Origin of the sequence: Bradyrhizobium glycinis, from assembly GCF_016031655.1 — a bacterium.
Classification (GTDB): Bacteria; Pseudomonadota; Alphaproteobacteria; order Rhizobiales; family Xanthobacteraceae; genus Bradyrhizobium; species Bradyrhizobium glycinis.
Window position 1 is genome coordinate 201,666 of record NZ_JACCHQ010000002.1, and the last position, 19,125, is coordinate 220,790.

18 protein-coding genes are annotated in these 19,125 nt (G+C 62.6%); 5 read left to right on the forward strand and 13 right to left on the reverse strand.

Annotated features, from left to right (window positions below; all coding sequences use genetic code 11):
* Positions 1–279: 279 nt before the first annotated feature.
* From HZZ16_RS05240 to HZZ16_RS05250, 3 genes are all read right to left on the reverse strand, one after another.
* On the reverse strand, positions 280–1,074 hold the full coding sequence (locus tag HZZ16_RS05240; protein ID WP_197947448.1) for an ABC transporter ATP-binding protein: 795 nt from the start codon (positions 1,072–1,074) through the stop codon (positions 280–282).
* Between the two features lie 11 nt (positions 1,075–1,085).
* Complete coding sequence (gene ntrB / locus HZZ16_RS05245; RefSeq protein ID WP_197947449.1) at positions 1,086–1,982, reverse strand: nitrate ABC transporter permease; 897 nt, start codon at positions 1,980–1,982, stop codon at positions 1,086–1,088.
* A 63-nt stretch (positions 1,983–2,045) separates the two neighbouring features.
* Positions 2,046–3,368, reverse strand: coding sequence for a CmpA/NrtA family ABC transporter substrate-binding protein (locus HZZ16_RS05250; RefSeq protein WP_197947450.1), 1,323 nt, complete (start codon positions 3,366–3,368; stop codon positions 2,046–2,048).
* Positions 3,369–4,046: 678 nt separating this feature from the next.
* On the opposite strand from HZZ16_RS05250, the gene HZZ16_RS05255 reads away from it, so the two are divergent.
* Both HZZ16_RS05255 and HZZ16_RS05260 read left to right on the forward strand, forming a co-directional pair.
* Positions 4,047–4,886, forward strand: coding sequence for a formate/nitrite transporter family protein (locus HZZ16_RS05255; RefSeq protein ID WP_197947451.1), 840 nt, complete (start codon positions 4,047–4,049; stop codon positions 4,884–4,886).
* 67 nt (positions 4,887–4,953) lie between these two features.
* Positions 4,954–6,681, forward strand: a complete 1,728-nt coding sequence (locus tag HZZ16_RS05260; protein ID WP_197947452.1) for a bifunctional protein-serine/threonine kinase/phosphatase — start codon at positions 4,954–4,956, stop codon at positions 6,679–6,681.
* 108 nt (positions 6,682–6,789) lie between these two features.
* Here HZZ16_RS05260 and HZZ16_RS05265 read toward each other — a convergent pair whose 3' ends face one another.
* The 3 genes from HZZ16_RS05265 to HZZ16_RS05275 all read right to left on the reverse strand — a co-directional run bounded on the left by HZZ16_RS05265 (position 6,790) and on the right by HZZ16_RS05275 (position 8,879).
* On the reverse strand, positions 6,790–7,314 hold the full coding sequence (locus tag HZZ16_RS05265; protein ID WP_197947453.1) for a hypothetical protein: 525 nt from the start codon (positions 7,312–7,314) through the stop codon (positions 6,790–6,792).
* A gap of 80 nt (positions 7,315–7,394) precedes the next feature.
* A complete protein-coding gene (locus tag HZZ16_RS37080; protein WP_197947454.1) occupies positions 7,395–7,793 on the reverse strand; it encodes a hypothetical protein in 399 nt (132 codons plus the stop codon).
* Positions 7,794–7,961: 168 nt separating this feature from the next.
* A complete protein-coding gene (locus HZZ16_RS05275; protein WP_197947455.1) occupies positions 7,962–8,879 on the reverse strand; it encodes an intradiol ring-cleavage dioxygenase in 918 nt (305 codons plus the stop codon).
* A 161-nt stretch (positions 8,880–9,040) separates the two neighbouring features.
* Between HZZ16_RS05275 and HZZ16_RS05280 the strand changes: the two genes are divergently transcribed.
* Positions 9,041–10,315 (forward strand): serine hydrolase domain-containing protein, encoded by a 1,275-nt coding sequence (locus HZZ16_RS05280; RefSeq protein ID WP_197947456.1) that lies wholly within the window; start codon positions 9,041–9,043, stop codon positions 10,313–10,315.
* Positions 10,316–10,366: 51 nt separating this feature from the next.
* Here the strand turns inward: HZZ16_RS05280 and HZZ16_RS05285 are convergent, their stop codons facing one another.
* From HZZ16_RS05285 to HZZ16_RS05315, 7 genes are all read right to left on the reverse strand, one after another.
* Positions 10,367–11,686 carry a TRAP transporter large permease gene (locus tag HZZ16_RS05285; protein WP_197947457.1) on the reverse strand — a complete coding sequence of 440 codons (1,320 nt, stop codon included), beginning with the start codon at positions 11,684–11,686 and terminating at the stop codon, positions 10,367–10,369.
* On the reverse strand, positions 11,683–12,198 hold the full coding sequence (locus HZZ16_RS05290) for a TRAP transporter small permease (protein WP_197947458.1): 516 nt from the start codon (positions 12,196–12,198) through the stop codon (positions 11,683–11,685). Before HZZ16_RS05290 ends, HZZ16_RS05285 begins: the two co-directional genes overlap by 4 nt.
* Before the next feature lie 82 nt (positions 12,199–12,280).
* Complete coding sequence (locus tag HZZ16_RS05295; protein WP_197947459.1) at positions 12,281–13,279, reverse strand: TRAP transporter substrate-binding protein; 999 nt, start codon at positions 13,277–13,279, stop codon at positions 12,281–12,283.
* A gap of 311 nt (positions 13,280–13,590) precedes the next feature.
* On the reverse strand, positions 13,591–15,135 hold the full coding sequence (locus HZZ16_RS05300) for a peroxidase family protein (protein ID WP_197947460.1): 1,545 nt from the start codon (positions 15,133–15,135) through the stop codon (positions 13,591–13,593).
* Positions 15,136–15,395: 260 nt separating this feature from the next.
* Positions 15,396–15,668 carry a hypothetical protein gene (locus HZZ16_RS05305; protein ID WP_036025895.1) on the reverse strand — a complete coding sequence of 91 codons (273 nt, stop codon included), beginning with the start codon at positions 15,666–15,668 and terminating at the stop codon, positions 15,396–15,398.
* 143 nt (positions 15,669–15,811) lie between these two features.
* Positions 15,812–16,543, reverse strand: coding sequence for a cytochrome c biogenesis CcdA family protein (locus tag HZZ16_RS05310; protein WP_157280996.1), 732 nt, complete (start codon positions 16,541–16,543; stop codon positions 15,812–15,814).
* A 207-nt stretch (positions 16,544–16,750) separates the two neighbouring features.
* Entirely contained in the window at positions 16,751–17,017 is a 267-nt protein-coding gene (locus HZZ16_RS05315) for a hypothetical protein (RefSeq protein ID WP_025034806.1), read from the reverse strand.
* A gap of 500 nt (positions 17,018–17,517) precedes the next feature.
* Between HZZ16_RS05315 and HZZ16_RS05320 the strand changes: the two genes are divergently transcribed.
* A complete protein-coding gene (locus HZZ16_RS05320; RefSeq protein WP_197947461.1) occupies positions 17,518–18,567 on the forward strand; it encodes a LysR family transcriptional regulator in 1,050 nt (349 codons plus the stop codon).
* A gap of 29 nt (positions 18,568–18,596) precedes the next feature.
* Positions 18,597–18,968 carry a helix-turn-helix domain-containing protein gene (locus HZZ16_RS05325; RefSeq protein ID WP_020608151.1) on the forward strand — a complete coding sequence of 124 codons (372 nt, stop codon included), beginning with the start codon at positions 18,597–18,599 and terminating at the stop codon, positions 18,966–18,968.
* The last annotated feature ends 157 nt before the right edge of the window (positions 18,969–19,125 follow it).

A 19,125-nucleotide genomic window follows, 5' to 3' on the forward strand; every position in this document is an offset into this window, starting at 1 on the left:
CGCTCCGAGGCTTCACCCCCGGTGGCGAGATCACGATGCTGATTTGATGATGTTGAGGGACGTCGTCGTTGGCGTCGCGCAAAGACGCTTCAATTTCCGTGCCAGTTGCGAGCACGCAGGAAACACAGGGATTTCAGGGCGTTATTCGTATTGCCCGAATTCTTTGCAGGGCTTTTCCGCACGCTAAATTTGCGATTCGCTCAATCCCTGTGCGACGCACAAGGATTGAGCTTGATGTCGTTTAATTGGGCGCGGGCCTATCTCGCGTGAACGCGTGACTTACGCGGCCTCGACGAAGCGATGACGCTCATAGAGGAATTCGAGCACGCGCTGACGGCACTTCAGATAGGTGGCGTTGGCCGCGAGATCGAGCCGCTTGCGCGGCCGCGCCAGCGGCACCTCCAGCACCTCGCCGATGCGCGCGCTCGGTCCGTTGGTCATCATCACGATGCGATCAGACAGGAGCACGGCTTCGTCGACATCGTGGGTGATCATCAGGATGGTATTGCCGAGCTTCTGATGCAGCGCCATCACCGAATCCTGCAGGTGAGCACGGGTCAGCGCGTCGAGCGCGCCGAACGGCTCATCCAGCAGCAGCACCTTCGGCTCCATCGCCAGCGCCCGTGCGATGCCGACGCGCTGCTTCATGCCGCCGGAGATTTCCGAAGGACGCTTGTCCCTAGCATGGGCCATCTGCACGAGGTTGAGATTGTGCATCACCCAGGCGTCGCGCTCGGCACGGGACTTGGTCTTGGCGAAGACCTTGTCGACACCGAGCTTGACGTTCTCGTAGACGGTCAGCCACGGCAGCAGGCTGTGGTTCTGGAACACCACGGCGCGATCGGGCCCCGGCGAGTTCACCTCGCGGTTTTCCAGCAGCACGCCGCCTGTGGTGGCGCCGGTCAGCCCTGCGATGATGTTGAGCAGGGTCGACTTGCCGCAGCCGGAATGGCCGATGATCGAGACGTATTCGCCCTTCTCGATCGTCAGGTTGATGTCCTTCAGCACCTCCGTCGTGGCAGCGCCGCGGGTGAAGACCTTGTCGATGTGGTCGAGCTTCAGATAGGCGGTCATGTCCCCTCTCCTCAGTTCTGCGCGGTACCGTGGGTGACGAACTTGCCGAGCCCCGCGATCAGGCGGTCCAGCACGAAGCCGATGATACCGACATAGAACAGCGCCAGGATGATCTCGCTGATATGCGAGGAGTTCCAGGCGTCCCAGATGAAGAAGCCGATGCCGACGCCGCCGATCAGCATCTCGGCGGCGACGATCGCGAGCCACGACAGGCCGATGCCGATGCGCAGGCCCGTGAAGATGTAGGGCGCCGCCGCCGGGATCATGATCTTTGCGAAGAATTCCAGCGGATTGAGCTGCACCACCGCGGCGACGTTACGATAGTCCTGCGGGATGTTGCGGATGCCGACTGCGGTGTTGATGATGATCGGCCAGATCGAGGTGATGAAGATGACGAAGATCGCGCTAGGCTGGCCGTCGCGGAAGGCCGCGAGCGAGAGCGGCAACCAGGCGAGCGGCGGAATGGTGCGCAGCACCTGGAACAGCGGATCGAGCCCGCGCATCGCCCAGACCGACTGCCCGACCAGCACGCCGAGCGCGATGCCGGCGATGGCCGAGAGCGAGTAACCGAAGGCGACGCGCTGGAGACTGGCGGACAGATGCCAGAACAGCCCCTTGTCGATGCCGCCACGGTCGAAGAACGGATCGAAGATCAGCTCCTTGGTATCCGCAAATACTTTTGAGGGCGGCGGCAGCGCCGAGCCGGCTCGCCGGCAGACCAGCTCCCACACCAGCGTCAGCAGCGCGATCACGACCAGCGGCGGGATCACGCGCACGGCGGTCTCGCGTGCCATGCGTGCGTAAGCTTCGGCGCGCGGGGGACGCTTCGGCGTCAGCGCGACGACCGGCGCAATTGTTGCGGCAGGCGTCGCGGTCTCAACCTCGATCTTCGTGGCAGTCATGTTCATCGCTATCTCTCTCCGGCGTGGCAAGGACGATGCGGCCGCCCGAAAGGCGGCCGCAGGGCTCCATCAGACTTCGACGCGCTTGATCGCGAGCGACTTCAGATAGGCGGCCGGATTTTCCGGATCGAACACCTTGCCGTCGAAGAAGGTCTCCTTGCCGCGCGAGGTGGAGGCCGGAATGTCGGCGGCGGCGACGCCGAGGGACTTGGCCGCGTCGCGCCACATGTCCTCGCGATTGACCTTGGCAATCAGCGCCTTGGTGTCGAAGTTCGGCTCGTACTTGCCCCAGCGGATGTCCTCGGTAAGGAACCAGAGATCGTGGCTCTGGAACGGATAGGAGGCATGGTCGCGCCAGTACTTCATGATGTGCGGCGAGTTCTCGACCACCTTGCCGGGGATGCCATAGTCGAACTTGCCGGCGGTGCGATCGTAGACGTCCTCGACCGGGCAGTTGATCCACTGCCGCTTGGCCATGATGGCGGCCAGCTCCTGCTTGTTTTCCGCCTTGTCGGCCCATTGCTGGGCTTCCAGCACGGCCATCAGGATCGCCTTGCTGGCCCTCGGGTATTTATCGACGAAGGCCGCGCGCATGCCGAAGGACTTCTCCGGATGCTTGTTCCAGATCTCGCCGGTGTTGACGGCGGTGTAGCCGATGCCCTGGTGGATGAGCTGGAGATTCCAGGGCTCACCGACGCAGAAGCAGTCCATGGTACCGACCTTCATGTTCGCCACCATCTGCGGCGGCGGCACCACGATGGTTTCGATGTCCTTGTCGGGATCGATGCCGCCGGCGGCGAGCCAGTAGCGGATCCACAGATCGTGGGTGCCGCCGGGAAAGGTCATCGCAGCCTTCACGGCCTTGCCGGACGCCTTCTTCTTCTCCAGGGCCGCCTTGAACGGCGCCGCATCGGTGCCGAGCTTGAGGTCGGCATATTCCTTGGCGACCGAGATGCACTGGGCATCGAGATTGAGCCGCGCCAGGATGTACATCGGCGTCGGCTGGTTGTTCTGCGTCACCTTGCCGGCCGAGATCAGATACGGCATCGGGGTGAGGATGTGCGCGCCGTCGATGCCATTGCCTTCGGAGCCGAGCACGAGGTTGTCGCGCGTGGTGCCCCAGGACGCCTGCTTCTGCACGTCGGTGTCGGGCACGCCGTGCTTGGCGAAGAAGCCCTTGTCCTTGGCGACGAATAGCGGGCCGGCATCGGAGAGCGCGATGAAGCCGAGCTTGGCGCCCTTGACCTCGGGGCCTGCGTCCTGCGCGAAGGCGCCGGCGGGGAAATTCAGCTTGGCGGCGGCGAGCAGTGCGGCGGTCGAGCCGGTGGCCTTCAACAATTGCCGGCGGCTGAGGCCGGTCGTTTCCGAGGGCCGGCGGATGCGCTTGGTCATAGGCAGTGTCGTCCTTTTGCGTCGTTGCGGGAATGATTTGCGGCTGTGCGCGCGAGCAGCCCGTCCGTCCGGCGCGCCGTCCTTGGCGCATGCGAACGCGCGACGGGGGGACCCCCGTCTGGTGGCGTCAGCAAATCGGATGAGATGTCTCGCGGGACGGCTTCAATGGCGTCGGCTGGAACTATTCAAGCTTCATGCCAAGCGTGGCCTTCTGAAAAACAAAGATAGTTCAATGGATTGCAGCGCTCGCGCCAAACTGTCGCAGGCTAGTTCCGCATGCGAAATTTGCGATCTGCACATTCCTTGTGCGACGCACAAAGCTTGTGCAGCAGCTCAATCAAGAGGCCGCGAAGGCGCCAGTAGCAGCCCAAGTAGAATGAGATCGCATTGAAATTGCTTTATATTTCTGACGCGCCCCAGCGGCACACAACTTGCTTCTCCAATTGCCGTCAACGAAGACTGCGGCATCGCCGCATTGGTGCAGCCTCTGGCGGCTGCGTCCCGGAAGCTCACCTGCTTCGCGGTCTCCCGGCTTCAGAGTCCTCGTGACGCGATTCCCTGAGCATCCAAACTTTCCATAGCCCTCGTGCGCGGCAGGCAGCCCGCACGGCCGATGACGTTCAGCCGCGCTCTCGCCAGGGCGTGTCCATCTCACTTACGAAGCAAAAGGAACCATTGATGTCGTATCTCGCGCCTTCGGAATTCGTCACCAAGATGGTGGATGCGGGCGAGTCCAAGATCTTCATGTCCACCCGGGATACCATCATCCGCGCCTACATGGCCGGCGCGATCCTGGCCCTCGCAGCCTGGTTTGCCGTCACGATCAACGTGAACACCGGCCAGCCGCTGGTCGGCGCGCTCTTGTTCCCCGTCGGCTTCGTCATGCTCTATCTCCTGGGCTTCGACCTCCTGACCGGCGTCTTCGTGCTCTCGCCCCTCGCGCTGATCGACAAGCGCCCGGGCGTCACGCTCAACGGCGTGCTGCGCAATTGGGGTCTCGTCTTCGTCGGCAATTTCGCCGGGGCCTTCACCGTGGCCTTCATGATGGCCTTCGTCACGACCTTCGGCTTCACGCAGGCGCCCGACAAGGTCGGCGCGGCCATCGGCACTATCGGCGAGGGCCGAACCCTTGGCTATGCCGCGCACGGCGCGGCGGGCATGGCGACGCTGTTCCTGCGCGGCATGCTCTGCAACTGGATGGTCTCGACCGGCGTGGTCGGCGCCATGATCTCGACTTCGGTCCCCGGCAAGGTCATCGCGATGTGGATGCCGATCCTGGTCTTCTTCTACATGGTGTTCGAGCATTCCGTCGTGAACATGTTCCTGTTCCCGTCGGGCCTGCTGCTCGGCGCGAAGTTCTCGATCATGGACTATCTGATCTGGAACGAGATCCCGACCGTGCTCGGCAACCTCGTCGGCGGCCTCGCCTTCACCGGCATGACCCTCTATGCCACCCATGTCATGACTCTGCCGAAGCGTCAGGCCGACAAGGCTGCAAAGCCCCGCGTCGCGGCCTGATCACACGCACCTCAACAAGAGAGCCTCGCCCGTGTAGGGTGAGGCTCTCTTTGCCTTGGTGGCGACGATGTCCCGCGGACTGCAGATCTCGATCGGCCAGCACTCCGACAAGGGTCGCAAGCCCATCAACCAGGACTTTCACGGCGTCCTGATTCCGGAGGAGCCGCTGCTCAGCCTGAAGGGCATCGCGGCCGTCCTCGCCGATGGCATCTCCTCGAGCACGGTGAGCCAGATCGCCAGCGAGTCGGCGGTCAAGAGCTTCCTGATGGACTATTACTGCACGTCGGAATCGTGGACGGTGAAGACCTCCGCCCGCCGCGTGCTGGAGGCGACCAATTCCTGGCTGCATGCGCAGACGCGCAAGAGCCAATATGCCTACGACCGCGACAAGGGCTATGTCTGCACGCTCAGCGCCATGGTCATCAAGGCGGCGACCGCGCACATCTTCCATGTCGGCGACTGCCGGATCTACCGCCTCGCCGGCAAGGCGCTCGAGCAGCTGACCGACGATCACCGCGTCATCGTGTCGTCGGAGCAGACCTATCTCGGCCGCGCGCTCGGCATCAATCCGCAGCTCGAGATCGACTATCAGACGGTCGAGATCCAGGCCGGCGACACCTTCCTGCTGGCGACGGACGGTGCGTACGAGTTCGTCGATGCGCGTTTCGTCACGAGTGCAATCAACGAGCACGCAGCCGAGCTCGACGGCGCGGCGAAGGCGATCGTGGAGGAGGCCTATCGGCGCGGCAGCGACGACAACATCACCGTGCAGATCCTGCGGATCGATGCGGTGCCGGAGGAAACGGGCGTTTTCGATCGGACCGCGGCGCTGCCGCTGCCGCCTCTGTTGGAGCCGCGCGCGATGTTCGACGGCTACCGGATCATCCGGGAGATCCATGGCAGCAGCCGCAGCCACATCTATCTCGCGGTCGACGCGGAGACCGAGGAAACGGTCGCGCTCAAGATTCCCTCGATCGACCTGCGCGACAACCAGGCCTACCTGAAACGTTTCCTCATGGAAGAGTGGATCGCGCGGCGGATCGACAGTCCGTACGTGCTCAAGCCGCGATCGCGATCGACGCGGCGCAACTACCTCTACGTCGCGACCGAGTTCGTCGAGGGGCGGACGCTGCGGCAATGGATGCTCGACAATCCGCGTCCCGATCTGGAGACGGTGCGAAGGATCATCGAGCAGATCGCCACCGGACTTCGCGCCTTCCATCGCATGGAGATGCTGCACCAGGATCTCAGGCCCGACAACGTCCTGATCGACAAGACCGGCACCGCCAAGATCATCGACTTCGGATCGGTGAGGGTCGCCGGTGTCGCCGAAGCGGCGCCGCGATCGGCCGACGCGGAATTTCTCGGCACGGTCCAGTACACGGCGCCGGAGTATTTCCTGGGCGAAGGCGGCTCGCCCCGCTCCGACATGTTCTCGCTGGCCGCCATCTGCTACCAGATGCTGACCGGGCATCTGCCTTACGGCGCTCAGCTCGCCAAAATCCGCGGACGATCGGACGCGTGGAAATTACGATACCGCCCCGCAATCGATGCCGAGCGCGGCATCCCGGGCTGGATCGACGGCGCGCTCAAGAAAGCACTGCATCCCGATCCCAACAAGCGCCACGAGGACATGTCCGAGTTCGTGTTCGAGCTCAGAAATCCCAATCCGGCTTATCTGAACACGCGCATCACGCCTCTCCTCGAGCGCAACCCGCTGATGTTCTGGAAGCTGATCTCGGCCGCGCTCGCCTGCGCCGTTGTCGTGCTGCTGGCGCTGCTGCACGCGCGGTAAACGTTTAAGGCGCGAACGTTAGTTTCTGACGAGCAAGCGGAAATAATGCGACCGCTCAGAGCATCGCCGCCCGTGATCCCAAAGTGGACATATCAGGCGGTCCGTTGGTCAGAGATTATCGCCAGCTTTAGCTTGCATGGCCGCTATCAGCATACGCTCCACTAGGCCGTCGAACTCCAACTTCCCGATGGGATCGGTCGCAGCAAGCTCATCGTAAGACTTCCTGTATTTGCCCCACCAACCATGACGTATCGCTTCATCGTGAAGGACGCGCGCAGCAGCTTGGACGGCTTTTGCGGTCGGCCCTTCAATCAACGCAACCGCGGATTTGCCGGCGCGCTCTCTCGTTAGCTGACTGTCTGCAGGAAGTGCGAGTTCTAATAGATACTCCCTTACAATGACGTCTGAATTGTAGTCGATGTCGTTGCGGGACACGATCAAGCTGGCCCAGCGTTCGACGTCATGGCGGTTCAATTCGCCGTCGCAATAACGACGAAGGATCGACGCCACATGCCTTCGCTCGAGGATAACCAAAGGGACGATATCCCGCTCGAAACCGTCCAGTGTGAGCTGGATCTCGTCCAGCGGCTTTTTAAGCTCAAGTAGCTCGTGCAGTGCTGATTTTCTTTCCATGCAGAAGATCCGGGTGACCAACGATCCAATTGTGGCGACCAAGGTTGCCAATACCAGCTGTGACTCGTTCCGGACCTTCGTCAGTCGCTGATATCGATAACTTCAAAAGTCGGGTCTGCTCCGGAGAGCACATCCATGCAGCCCCATCCCGTGATAAATTCGTAATGTCGAACAGGATGATGAACCTTCTTCCATGGTTCCGACTGGGTGTCCGCGAAGGTAGAACCCTCTACGCGATATGCGAAGTGCCTTGGAACTAGTCCCTCGTTCTTCGTAGGCTGTTGTTCGGTGCTGAGCGGCATTTCGTCCAAGAGACGCACTATTGTCGCGCTATTGAAGCGAACACGAAGCGCCTGCCTCTTTGCGTCCGGCAGTTGGAAGTCCGCCGAAAGACTATAGGCTTCCCATTTGATCGCGAGAAGGTCGCTCTTATCGCAGTCGAATCTCACGCCCGCGTCGATCGGAAAATACTTAGGCACAGCTTGCTCCGGCGGTCACCAAGCAGGTGCGGGCTCTTCTATCATTTTTCAGCTTGAATGTCCTCAAGTCGTCCAACTCGGAAATTCGCTGAGGTCCATAACTGCACTTCTTTCAGCGGCACAGCTGATGTCGTACGCGTCCAGGCTGCCGCGCCTCTTAGCAAGCCCTCACGCCGGCTCCGCCGTCTTCACCCCCAGCGGTTTCGGCGCCATGCCGCTGCCCGGCTTGAGGTGGAATTCGTAACTCATCAGATGCCACCGCCCGTTCGCCTTGGTGCCGTCGGGCATCACCGGATCGTTGCGCGGCTCGACCTTGGCGACGAGGTCGTCCTTGACGCCGAACACCACGTCGGAATCGAGATATTTGTCACCGTCCATGAAGACGTGCGTGATCAGCGGCTCATAGCCTCTGGCGTTCACGAGGAAGTGCACGTGCGCGGGGCGCATCGGGTGACGGCCGGTCTGCACGATCATCTCGCCGACCGGACCATCGATCGGGATCGGATAGCTGCACGGCAGGATGGTGCGGAAGTAGAAGCGGCCATCGTCATCTGTGATGAAGCGCGCCCGCGCCGAGGCGCCGACCTCGTCGTAGTTCGGCTTTTGGGAATCGTAGAAGCCGTCGTCATCGGCATGCCAGACGTCGACGGGAACGCCGGCGAGCGGCTTGCCCGCGAGATCGGTGACGCGGCTCTGCACGAACATCCGCTCGCCAGTCTGGTTGTTCGGCGAGATGTCGGTGCCGTGCGCAGTCACCTTGTGCTCACCGACGTAGAACGGGCCGAGCACCGTGGTCTCCGTGGCACCGTCGCGATCCCTGTGATTGACGGCGTCGACCAGCATGGAGACGCCGAGCACGTCGGACAAGAGGATGAATTCCTGGCGCGTGTCCGTGCATTTCTGCCCCGTTCGGGTCAGGAAATCGATCGCGTACTCCCATTCCTCGAAAGTGAGACCGGTTTTGCTCACGTAATCGTGCAGCGACCTCACCAATTCCTGCAGCAGGAATTTCGCGCGCGTGTCGGGCGTGTGGTCGAAGCTCTTGACGACGGCTTCGGTGAGTTCGGTCTCGGTGAACTGAGTCATGGTGCGTTTGCCCTCGCGTTCTTCTCGTTGGCCCTGGCAGGCTCCTTGCGTTCCGGGGCCTGAGTCTACACCAGCCGGCTCGGCCTCGTTAAGCGCAACCGACTTGGAATGCGGCCGCCATTTCGGTATCAACTTTCCGACAAAACGCCCCGGAGGAACCGATGCTCGCCCCCACCCCCGCCTCGCCCGAATCGGTCGGCATGTCCAAGGCCGCGCTCGACCGCGTCGATGCGCATCTCAAGCGCCGGTACATCGATGCCGGCCGTTTCCCGGGCACGCATCTTCTGGTCTACCGCCGCGGCAAGGTCGCGCACAGCTCGGTGCAGGGCTTTGCCGATGTCGAGCGCAAGGTGCCGGTGAAGGACGACACGATCTACCGCATCTATTCCATGACCAAGCCGCTCACCAGCGTCGCCTTCATGATGCTGGTCGAGGAAGGCCTCGTCGCGATCGACGAGCCCGTCGCCAAATACATTCCGGAGTGGAAGGACCTCGGCGTGTTTGTCGCCGGCACCTACCCGGCGTTCCTGACCCGGCCGCCGTCCCGGCCGATGCTGATCGTCGATCTCTTGCGCCACACGTCTGGGCTCACCTATGGCTTCCAGCAACGCTCCAACGTCGATGCCGCCTATCGCACTGAAAAGATCGGCGAAGTCGAGAAGTCAGGCACACTCCAAACCATGATCGAGGGTCTGGCCAAGATCCCGCTGGAGTTTTCGCCGGGCGAGGCCTGGAATTACTCCGTTGCGACCGACGTGATCGGCTATCTCATCGGCAAGATCTCCGGCATGCCGTTCGAGCAGTTCTTGAAACAGCGCATCCTCGATCCGCTCGGCATGACCGACACCGATTTCCACGTGCCGGCATCGAAGGCGCATCGCTTCGCGGCCTGCTATTCCGCCGATCCCGGCGGCGGCATGACCTTCCATGCCGGCCAGCGCCGCGAGGGGCTGACGCTCCAGGACGATCCGACGACGAGCTCGTTCCTGTCGCCGCCCTCGTTCATCTCCGGCGGCGGCGGCCTGTGCTCGACGGTCGCCGACTATCTCACCTTCTGCCGTGCGCTGATCAATGGCGGCGAGCTCGGCGGCGTCAGGCTGATCGGGCCGAAGACGCTGGCGCTGATGACGACCAACCACATTCCGGACGGTCGTGCGCTGCCGGAAGTCTCGCGCTCGCTGTTCTCGGAAGCGACCTATAACGGTATCGGCTTCGGTCTCGGCTTCGCCGTCACTATGCGCCCGGCCGAGACGTTGATCGCCGGCAGCCCCGGCGAATACAATTGGGGCGGCGCCGCCACGACCTCGTTCTGGATCGATCCCGCCGAGGACCTGATCGCCATCTTCATGACGCAGGTGCTGCCGTCGAGCGCCTACCCGATCCGCCGCGAGCTGCGCAGCATGGTTTACGCCGCGATCACAGAAAGCAGTCTGTAGCCCACCGCGACGATCCCGCGGCCGCCGGTCGCGGGACCACGCCATCGCCCTTCACTTGAGCATTTCCGGCACGATCAGGCGCGGCAGGAACAACGACACGCTGGGCCAAATGATCACCGCCGCCAGCACGAGCAGCATCGGGATCAGCATGATCACCGTGTCCTTCAGGGCATAGCGCAGCCGCACGCCCGCGATCGAACAGGCGATCATCAGACAGAGGCCGTAGGGGGGCGTCACCAGTCCGAACGCCAGCGACACGATGGAAATGATCGCGAACTGGACCGGATGAAGATCGATGGACTTGGCGAGCGGCTCCAGCACGGTGCCGACGATGATGATCGCCGGAATGGCGTCGAGGAAGCAGCCCACCACCAGAAAGCAGAAGGCGATGAAGAAGCCGGCCGTGACCGTGCCCATGCCCCAGGTCGAGACGTTGGCGAGCAGCTCCTGCGGGATCTTGTAGTAGGCGAGCAGCCAGCCGAACGCACTTGCGGTGCCGACGCAAAACAGCGCCACACCCGCAAGGCGCCCGGTGTCGAGCAAGGCCTTGTACAATTCGCGCAGGCCCGTCTCGCGGTAGAAGAACGCGGAGAGCGCCACGGAATAGAGCACCGCGACGCAGGCGGACTCGGTCGCGGTGAACCAGCCCAGCAGAATGCCGCCGACGATGATGAACGGCGTCATCAGCGCCGGTATCGACCGCCAAATGGCGCGTCGCATCTCGACCCAGGTCGCCTTCGGATAGGTCGGGTAGCCGCGGCGCACCGCATAGACGTGCACCGTCGCCATCTGCGCGCCCGCAATCAAAAGGCCCGGCACGATGCCGGCCAGATACATCGCCGCGATCGAGGTCGAGATCAGCCCGCCCCACACGATCATCAGGATCGACGGCGGGATGATGACGGCAAGCACCGCCGACACCGCCGTGATGGCGATGGAGAACGAAAGGTCGTAGCCCTCCTTGCTCTGCGCATCGATGAAGATCTTGGACTGGCTGGCGGCATCGGCCGTCGAGGAGCCGGAGATGCCGGCAAAGAACACCGACAGCACGACGTTGATCTGCGCCAGCGATCCCGGCCAGTGCCCGACCATCGAGCGCGACAGCGCCACCAGGCGGTCGGTGATGCCGCCGATGCTCATCAGGTTCGCCGTCAAGAGGAAGAACGGCACCGCGAGCAGGATGAAGGAATTGTAAGCGTTGAAGGTCTCCTGCGCGAGCACCATCAGCGACAGGCGCGGCTCGATCAGAAGGATCGGCACGCAGGCAAGGCCGAGCGCGAAGGCAACCGGCACGCGCACGATCAGCAGACCGATGAAGACCCCGAACAGCACCATGGCGGCCTGTCCGGCAGAAAGTACAGTGCCGCTCATCTCTGTGCCCCGACCAGAACGCGCATTTCATCAAGGATCTGTTCACCGGCAAACACGATCCAGGTCACGCCGGCCACCGGCCAAGCGATGTGGATCAGCCAGAGCGGCAGATCGGCCAGCTCCGACGTCCTGTTCCAGGCGAAGCGTGTGAATTCGATTCCGGCCCAAACGAACACGAGGGCCAGTGCCAGCACGCCGAGCCGCGCGAGGATCCGCACCGCGGCCTCCGACCGCCGCGACAGATCGGGCCACACGTCGACCTCGAAATGCTGCGCTTCGCGGATGCCCACCATGGCGCCGATCATGATCGTCCAGACGAACAGGAACCGCGCCATCTCCTCGGTCCAGATGTAGGAGGGAATGAACGGCGTGTAGCGCGAGACGATCTGCAACGTGACGGGGATGACCAGGATGCCGACGCAGGCGGCGAGCAGGAATTCCAGCAATTTCGCATAGGCCGCGGTGACGCGACGCCACAGCGACGGTGTGGACGGGACGTGCATTTCGGACATTGGAGCTCCGTACGGCGCTCATCCGCCATGTCCGGGCAGGAAGCGGGGCCTGCCCGGAATGCTGTCGGCGGACGCGGCGGCCTCAGACGACGTTGATCTTGTCGAAAATGCCCTCCGCGCCGATCTCCTTGGCGTAGGTGGCGATCACGGGGTCGGCGAGCTTCTTCATGGCGTCCCGTTCCTCGAAAGGAACGCGCTTGAGCTTGCCGGCTTTCTCCAGCGTGTCGAGCTTGACGACCTCCTCGCTCGACTCGAGCTGGCGGCCGTAATCGCCGGCCTCCTTGCCCGCCTTCATGATCGCGTCCTGCAGATCCTTCGGCAGGGTCTTCAGCGTCTTTACCGAGAAGCAGATCGGCCGGATCGATACGGCGTGCTGGGTCAGGCTCAGATGCGGCGCCACTTCGTAGAACTTCATCGCCTCGACGCCGGCCGCCTCGTTCTCGCCGGCCGAGATGACGCCGTTCTGGATCGCATTGTAGATTTCGTTATAGGCGATCACGGTCGGGCTCATGCCGACGGCTGCAAAGGTCTTCGACCAGATCGGCGCGCCCTGCACGCGCACCTTGAGGCCTTTGAGATCGGCGAGATTCTTGAGCGGCTTGTTGGCGAAGATGTTGCGGATGCCGCCGCCGGCATAGCCGATCAGGACCACCTCGGCCTTGGCCGCGACCTCGTCGGCGATCGGCGCCAGGATATTGGCTTCGACCACCTTGTTCATGTGCTCGATGCCCTTGAACACGAAGGGCGCATCGATGAACGGAGCGGCCTTGGCGAAGGTCGACATGTGAGCCGGCGAGACGATGCCGTAATCGACTGCCTTGCCCTGCGACATGTACTCGAAATACTGCTTCTCGAGGCCGAGCGAGGAGTTCCTGTGCAGGGTGAAGTTGACGGGCTTGCCGTAATATTTCTTCACCAGCTCCTCGAACCGCAGCAGGGCCCGGTTGAAGGCATGGTCGTCGTTGAACTGCACGGCACCGTTCAGCGTGATCGGGGCTTGCGCCCTCAGGATCGACGGCATGCCGATGGCAGCTGCCGCAGTGGTTGCACCGATACCTGCGAGAAATGACCTTCGCCTCATCGTCTCCCCTCCCTTTGATGCTCCGGCCCTGTCGCCGAGCCGTGAGCGCAGCCGTTATGCGGCTTGCGAGAGGCAAGCGTATGAAAAACCTCGACGGGACGGAAGTCATTTCGCGTGCGCTGGCGGGCCTCTTCGTCGCGCTGGCGCCCCGGCACGCGCTGTTGCACTGCAACTTGCGCTCCGGCCGGCGGGCTCTGATGCACGGAAACCGCGTGATGGGAGAGCGGCCGTCTCGGCGGCGGCCGCCCTTCCGGAGTTGATCGCATGACGTCGATCTTTCCGGACCAACGTCGCGCGTTTCGGATCATGCTTTAGACCGTCGAGATGCCGTCGATCGGGCTGATATCCCCGACGAAACGCAGCAGGTCGGCCATCGTGAATTCGCCCGGCACTTGCGATGGCAGCGTCGGCTTCCAGGTCTTGCCCTTGAGCCAGAGATAAGACTGTTGGTCGCCATGGACGAGGCCGACGAAGACCTCGGCAAGCAGGGTCGCGCCGACCGGGCCGAGCCTTTCGCCCCCGCCCCGCTGCTCCGCCTCCTTGAGGATGTAGTACCAGAGCGGGGTGTGCTGGTGCAGGCCATGCTTTTTCGCCACGCCGCCGTCGCTCCCCTTCGAGATTTCTTCCGGTGTCAGCGGATTTTTGATCTTCATGGCCTTGGCGACGTCCTGCCCTGACGGCAATCCCAGCAACACGCCGCGCTTGAGGTTGCGGAACGGCAGGCTGCCGCCATCGCCGGGCAAGGTGTGGAGCTGCGGCACGACGAACGGGTCGATCTTGCGCGACGGATTGAGCGTCACGCCCGGAGGATTGTTCGGCAGGACCTGATAGAAGCGGCGCCAGTCGATGATCCAGTTGCTCGAAAGCACCGGAAGCGGGAGCGGCGGCTGAATCGGGTTTGGCGCCAGATCGCCGATGATGCCGCCCGACAGCCCGGTGAACCTGAACAGCAGGTCGAGGGTCGCCGGCGCGAGGCCACCGGGCGTGAAGATCCGGTTGTGGCTATAGACCTGGCGCACCATGCTGTGGCCGAGACGATAGACGGCGCCCGAAAACTCGACGGGCATGTATGGGGTCTTCTTGAAGCGGTAGAAGCGCCGCCCCTGCTCGAGGATCTTCGCGACGATCCCTTTCTCGGTGATCCGCTCCACGAAATCGTGCAGGACCATCCATTGGTAGTGCCAGGTCACGATCCGGCGCGCTTCCTCGAAGATCTCGCCCGCCGGCTTGCCGGACGCGGCGAGCTGATCGCAGACCTTGTTGTGAAACTTCAGCATCGCAAGATGGGTTTGCGCGACGACAAGGTTCTCGTCGTTGCGGTGATCGCCAATCAGGGCAAACCCCTCGGGATTGCGCGGCAGGTCGTTGCGATGATCGCCGGTGATGGCATCGACGTTGACGGTCTTGCCGATCAGCAGCTTGGGACCCGGTGTCTTGCCGTTGTCGCTCGCCGAATTGCGCGCGTACAGATGGCGGCTTCCGTCGGGGCCGAGACCATAGATGCTGTCGAGATCGAGCGCGGGCGTGCGAAAATTCGTGACCGCCGTCGGATCGGCTTCCTTCTCGCCGAACGAGGTCAGATCGAGCGTGATGTCATGATCGACGAATTGCCCGAGATAGGTGAAACCCGCCGGGACGTTGGAATTGTTTCCGGCGGCGTCGCCGGGGGCGGGATCCTTCATCGCGTCGGCGAGCTCATGCAGCGGAGCGTCGTCGACAGCCAGCGGCTCCAGGGTCGGAAACATCCGGCCAAACATGCCCGGATCGTCGTGTCCGGAAAGCGTATCCAGAAATTGTCGCGTCGGTTGACGTCCGGCCTTGCCGTGACCGGGATGAACATTCACGTCGGTTCCCATCGCTTGCTCCTGCTCAGAATGCTGTAAGGGAGAGGGGCGCCGAAGATGTCGATTGGTCTGAAATGCTCGTTTCAGTATACGTTCAGAAGAATTGCCCCTCAGGGTGCAGTACGACGAAATATTACCACAGATTGCATTCTGTGGGTGAGTCCTACCGGCGAGGCCTTTTGCCCCACCAGCGACACAGGCTTTTGATCGCCCGGAGCTCGAGCAAGAAAGACTAAGGCGCGATCGACGCGCGGGCCAAGCTCTTCAGCGCTTCAGCGCTTGGCAGCGAACCGCGACCAGATCTCAGCGTCCGTGTAGAAGTCCACGCCCCCATCGAGATCTCTCACCAGCCACTCGCCGAGATAGACGATCTGGGTGCCGCTGCGCCGCTCGTGCCGAAGCTCGAATTTTCCGTCGGCATCCTTCTGCAGCGAACAGTTCGACTGAACCCAGCTCGGCCACTCCTGCAATGGCTGTCCCAAAAACTGCCAGGCAACCAAAGCCGCGTTGTCCGACAAGGGTTCTAAGCGCAGTGTCTTGGTCACGTGATCTCCACCATGCGAGTTGTCCCACGATGCAACGCCTCGGGACCGGAAAGGTTTGGAATCGTCGTTCCGTGACAGCATGCCTGACGGATTTCAACGGTTCCTCTCCTTTTTTGTCCGTGAAAACCCGGTCCCCGCGCGCCCTAACCGATCGTCTGCAGCACCGGAAATGTCTCCAGCAGCCAGATGCTCACATTCGAGACCGCGCCGGTGAGAAAGCCGATGCCGGTGAGCACCATCAAGACGCCCATGGCGCGCTCGACGTTGACGAGCTGGCCCTTCATGCGCGCGAACAGCGCGGAGAACTGTTCGATCATCAGCGCGGCGATCAGGAATGGAATACCGAGGCCCGCGGAATAGACCGCGAGCAGGCCGGCGCCCCTCGTCACCGTGGCTTCCGCCGCGGCGACCGAGAGAATCGCGGCGAGGATTGGGCCGATGCAGGGCGTCCAGCCGAACGCGAATGCGAGGCCCATGATATAGGCGCCCCACAAGCCGACCGGTTTGGGGATCGGCAGGCGTCCTTCGCGCATCAGAAAGCCGATGCGCGTCAGGCCAAGGAAGTGCAGGCCCATGATGATGATGACGATGCCGGCGAGGATCGACAGCTCCGCCGACCAGGCACGGATCAGCCCGCCGATCAGCGAAGCGCTGGCGCCGAGCGCCACGAAGATGGTGGAGAAGCCGAGCACGAACAGGAGCGCCGACATCATGATCGCGCGCTTGGAGGCCGCAACCGGCTCATCGCTCTCGACATGCTCGATCGTGGCGCCCGTGAGGTAGACTAGATAGGGCGGAACCAGAGGCAGGACGCAAGGCGAGAGGAAGCTGACGAGGCCGGCAATCAGCGCCGCCGGAATCGAAACATTTTGCATGATGCAATCGGAGCCATCTCAGGCCCCGTTAGGGCGCGCAGGGAACGCGCCCGGCCCGGAGCCGAACCGGCTCTGGTGTAGCCGATGCCGGAGAATGCGCAACAGAAGCGCACAAAACCAGGGCTCCGCCCGATGCCCTCCGTGATCACAGATGCGGCATCGGGACGCGCACAATCCTCGCCAGAAAGCGAGAATTCGGCGGCGAGGCTACTTCACCACGCGGAGCAGCGGACGCCGGGGCTGGTCCTGCGTCTGCTTGGAGGGGGGCGGCGGCTCGCTGGCAGCGCTCCGCAGCATTTCGTCGCACAGCGCCTTGAGATCGGCACTGTCGATTCCCTTCAGTTTCATCCTGACGTCGAGGATGACGATGGACAGCATCTCGGCCGACTCGCGGCTGTTGCACGCATTGAGAACCCTGCGGCACTCCTCGAGCGTTTCCAGCACCGACTGCAACTGTTCGTCTGAATGCGACACCGGCGTTCTTTCCGTTAATTCGGCCTGCGAGACGTATCTGTCACGCCCCCTTCGGCCCCCATGGAAGACCAAAGATAACACGAGGCGACTGCGCCTTCGAACTCTGATTTCAGTGTGTTTCTGCTGTGGAACCGTGTTTCCGCGCGCATCGCGATGCGGCGCCATTGGCGGTTGCCGAATTGCTCCGGGAGCAAACGCCTGACGCGGTGCGATCGATCCAGCAGCGGCGACGGCATCGACTGCCGCGCAAGACCATTCATTGCGGTCAACACCGGCAATCCCGCAGCCATCTCGCGGCTCGCAACGGAACTCACGCCATACCCCTCACTCGAGCCGATAGCCTCGCCCGAATTCCCAGCCCATGGGAGCATCCAAATACCCCTAAGGTAGTAAATACCCCTAAGGTAGTAAGGATGACCTTCAAAACTCTTCGTTCCCCAACCCGTCGTGGTTGTGGTTTGCGCCAGATTCTGCCAGTTTAGCGTTCCGAAGGGACTTGTATGCACACCTTGGCGGAAAGGGGCGTTCGTCTGACGGAACGCCCAAAGACAAATCTCAGCGGCCTCTCCGATTGGGACGCCGCCCGTATATTTTTGGAAGTTGTCCGATGCGGAAGCTTTCGCTCCGCGGCCGAGCGCCTGTCGCTGTCGATCAACGCGGTGCGGCGCCGGATTGACGATTTCGAACGCCAGACCGGCACCACGTTATTTACGCGCGACGTCCACGGCACCCATCTGACCGATGAGGGTGCCCTGGTAGTCTCCGCCGTCGAGCGCATGGAGGCGGCCACCTTCGACGTGCTGCGCGCCAGCGATTCGATGGCGAACGCGCTGTCCGGCGAGGTCCGCGTGGCCGTCACCGAGGGGCTCGGCACATTCTGGCTTGCTCCTCGTCTCGTCGAATTCCAGCAGGCCTATCCGAAGATCCTGGTGGACCTGCATTGCGCGATGCGCTCGGCCGACGTCTCGCGCCACGAGGCCGACGTCGCTATCCACCTGTCGCGTCCCTCAGCGTTGGACATCAAGCTGGTGCGGCTCGGCCGCATGCATCTGATGTTCTGGGCCTCCGAGAAATACATCGCAAAGCATGGCGCGCCGCGCTCGGCGGCGGAATTGATCAAGCATCGTCTGGTGCTGCAATTCGCCGATCAGCTCGCCGCCAAGGAATCCTTCGAGAGCTTCTTCCCGGGCGTGTCCGAACGTGACCTTCTGGTCATGAAGACGAACGTCTCGAGCGCCAATTATTGGGCGGTCGCGAATGGCGCCGGCATCGGCGTCTTCCCGAGCTACGCCATTGCGCTCGGCGGGAAACTGATTCCACTGGAGGTCGAGCTGAACCGACCGCTGGATATCTGGTTGTCCTACCACCCCGGTAGCGGCCGTATCCCGCGCGTGCGGCACATGATTGACTGGCTGATCGAGGCTTTCAATCCGGCCCGCTTCCCGTGGTTTAAGGAAGAGTTCGTGCACCCGCATGAATTCAAGGACTCGTATATGGGCGAACCCCTGACCCAGCTCTTCGGGGGATTTTCAACCGAAGAACAAAGGTGAAAACAGAGATGAAAGCAGCGGCGAAAAGAATGAAGCAGCGCAGCGCGGGCAAGCCGGACATCGAGCTTGGCAAGCGGATCCGTCTGCGGCGCGTCGAGATGAAGATCTCGCAGGCCGAGCTCGGCGAGAAGCTCGGCGTCAGCTTCCAGCAGGTGCAGAAATACGAGAAGGGCGTTAATCGCGTCGGCGCGGCTCGGCTTCAGCAGATCGCCTCCGCCCTCGATGTGCCCGTGACCTTCTTCTACGACGGCGACAACAAGGCCCGTGAAGTCGAGAGCCTGCTCTTCCTCGACTCGGCCTTCAGCCTCCGCCTGCTGCGCGCCTACAGCAAGATCAAGGACCAGACGGTGCAGCGTCAGCTCGTCTCGCTGATGGAATCGATCGCGGCGAACGAGAGCTGAGGCCGGTCGACGGTCCGGCCTTCACGGCCAACGTTCAATCCGCCGCGTCACGGGGGCGCGGCCGGATTGCACGAGATCGGCCGAAAGATGTTTGCGCGCAACTGCGCGCGGCCTGTCTCGGGGCGGCCTGGCCGCCCCTTTTTCTTGGGCTTCGGCC

Excerpts from the sequence above, each read along its gene's own strand:
- HZZ16_RS05325 (WP_020608151.1), top strand. The coding sequence starts at position 18,597 with ATGAAGCAGCGCAGCGCGGGCAAGCCGGACATCGAGCTTGGCAAGCGG.
- HZZ16_RS05275 (WP_197947455.1), bottom strand. The coding sequence starts at position 8,879 with ATGACTCAGTTCACCGAGACCGAACTCACCGAAGCCGTCGTCAAGAGC.
- HZZ16_RS05265 (WP_197947453.1), bottom strand. The coding sequence starts at position 7,314 with ATGGAAAGAAAATCAGCACTGCACGAGCTACTTGAGCTTAAAAAGCCG.
- HZZ16_RS05260 (WP_197947452.1), top strand. The coding sequence starts at position 4,954 with ATGTCCCGCGGACTGCAGATCTCGATCGGCCAGCACTCCGACAAGGGT.
- HZZ16_RS05290 (WP_197947458.1), bottom strand. The coding sequence starts at position 12,198 with ATGTCCGAAATGCACGTCCCGTCCACACCGTCGCTGTGGCGTCGCGTC.
- ntrB (WP_197947449.1), bottom strand. The coding sequence starts at position 1,982 with ATGAACATGACTGCCACGAAGATCGAGGTTGAGACCGCGACGCCTGCC.
- HZZ16_RS05240 (WP_197947448.1), bottom strand. The coding sequence starts at position 1,074 with ATGACCGCCTATCTGAAGCTCGACCACATCGACAAGGTCTTCACCCGC.
- HZZ16_RS05285 (WP_197947457.1), bottom strand. The coding sequence starts at position 11,686 with ATGAGCGGCACTGTACTTTCTGCCGGACAGGCCGCCATGGTGCTGTTC.
- HZZ16_RS05255 (WP_197947451.1), top strand. The coding sequence starts at position 4,047 with ATGTCGTATCTCGCGCCTTCGGAATTCGTCACCAAGATGGTGGATGCG.
- HZZ16_RS05295 (WP_197947459.1), bottom strand. The coding sequence starts at position 13,279 with ATGAGGCGAAGGTCATTTCTCGCAGGTATCGGTGCAACCACTGCGGCA.
- HZZ16_RS05300 (WP_197947460.1), bottom strand. The coding sequence starts at position 15,135 with ATGGGAACCGACGTGAATGTTCATCCCGGTCACGGCAAGGCCGGACGT.
- HZZ16_RS05280 (WP_197947456.1), top strand. The coding sequence starts at position 9,041 with ATGCTCGCCCCCACCCCCGCCTCGCCCGAATCGGTCGGCATGTCCAAG.
- HZZ16_RS05310 (WP_157280996.1), bottom strand. The coding sequence starts at position 16,543 with ATGCAAAATGTTTCGATTCCGGCGGCGCTGATTGCCGGCCTCGTCAGC.
- HZZ16_RS05250 (WP_197947450.1), bottom strand. The coding sequence starts at position 3,368 with ATGACCAAGCGCATCCGCCGGCCCTCGGAAACGACCGGCCTCAGCCGC.
- HZZ16_RS05320 (WP_197947461.1), top strand. The coding sequence starts at position 17,518 with ATGCACACCTTGGCGGAAAGGGGCGTTCGTCTGACGGAACGCCCAAAG.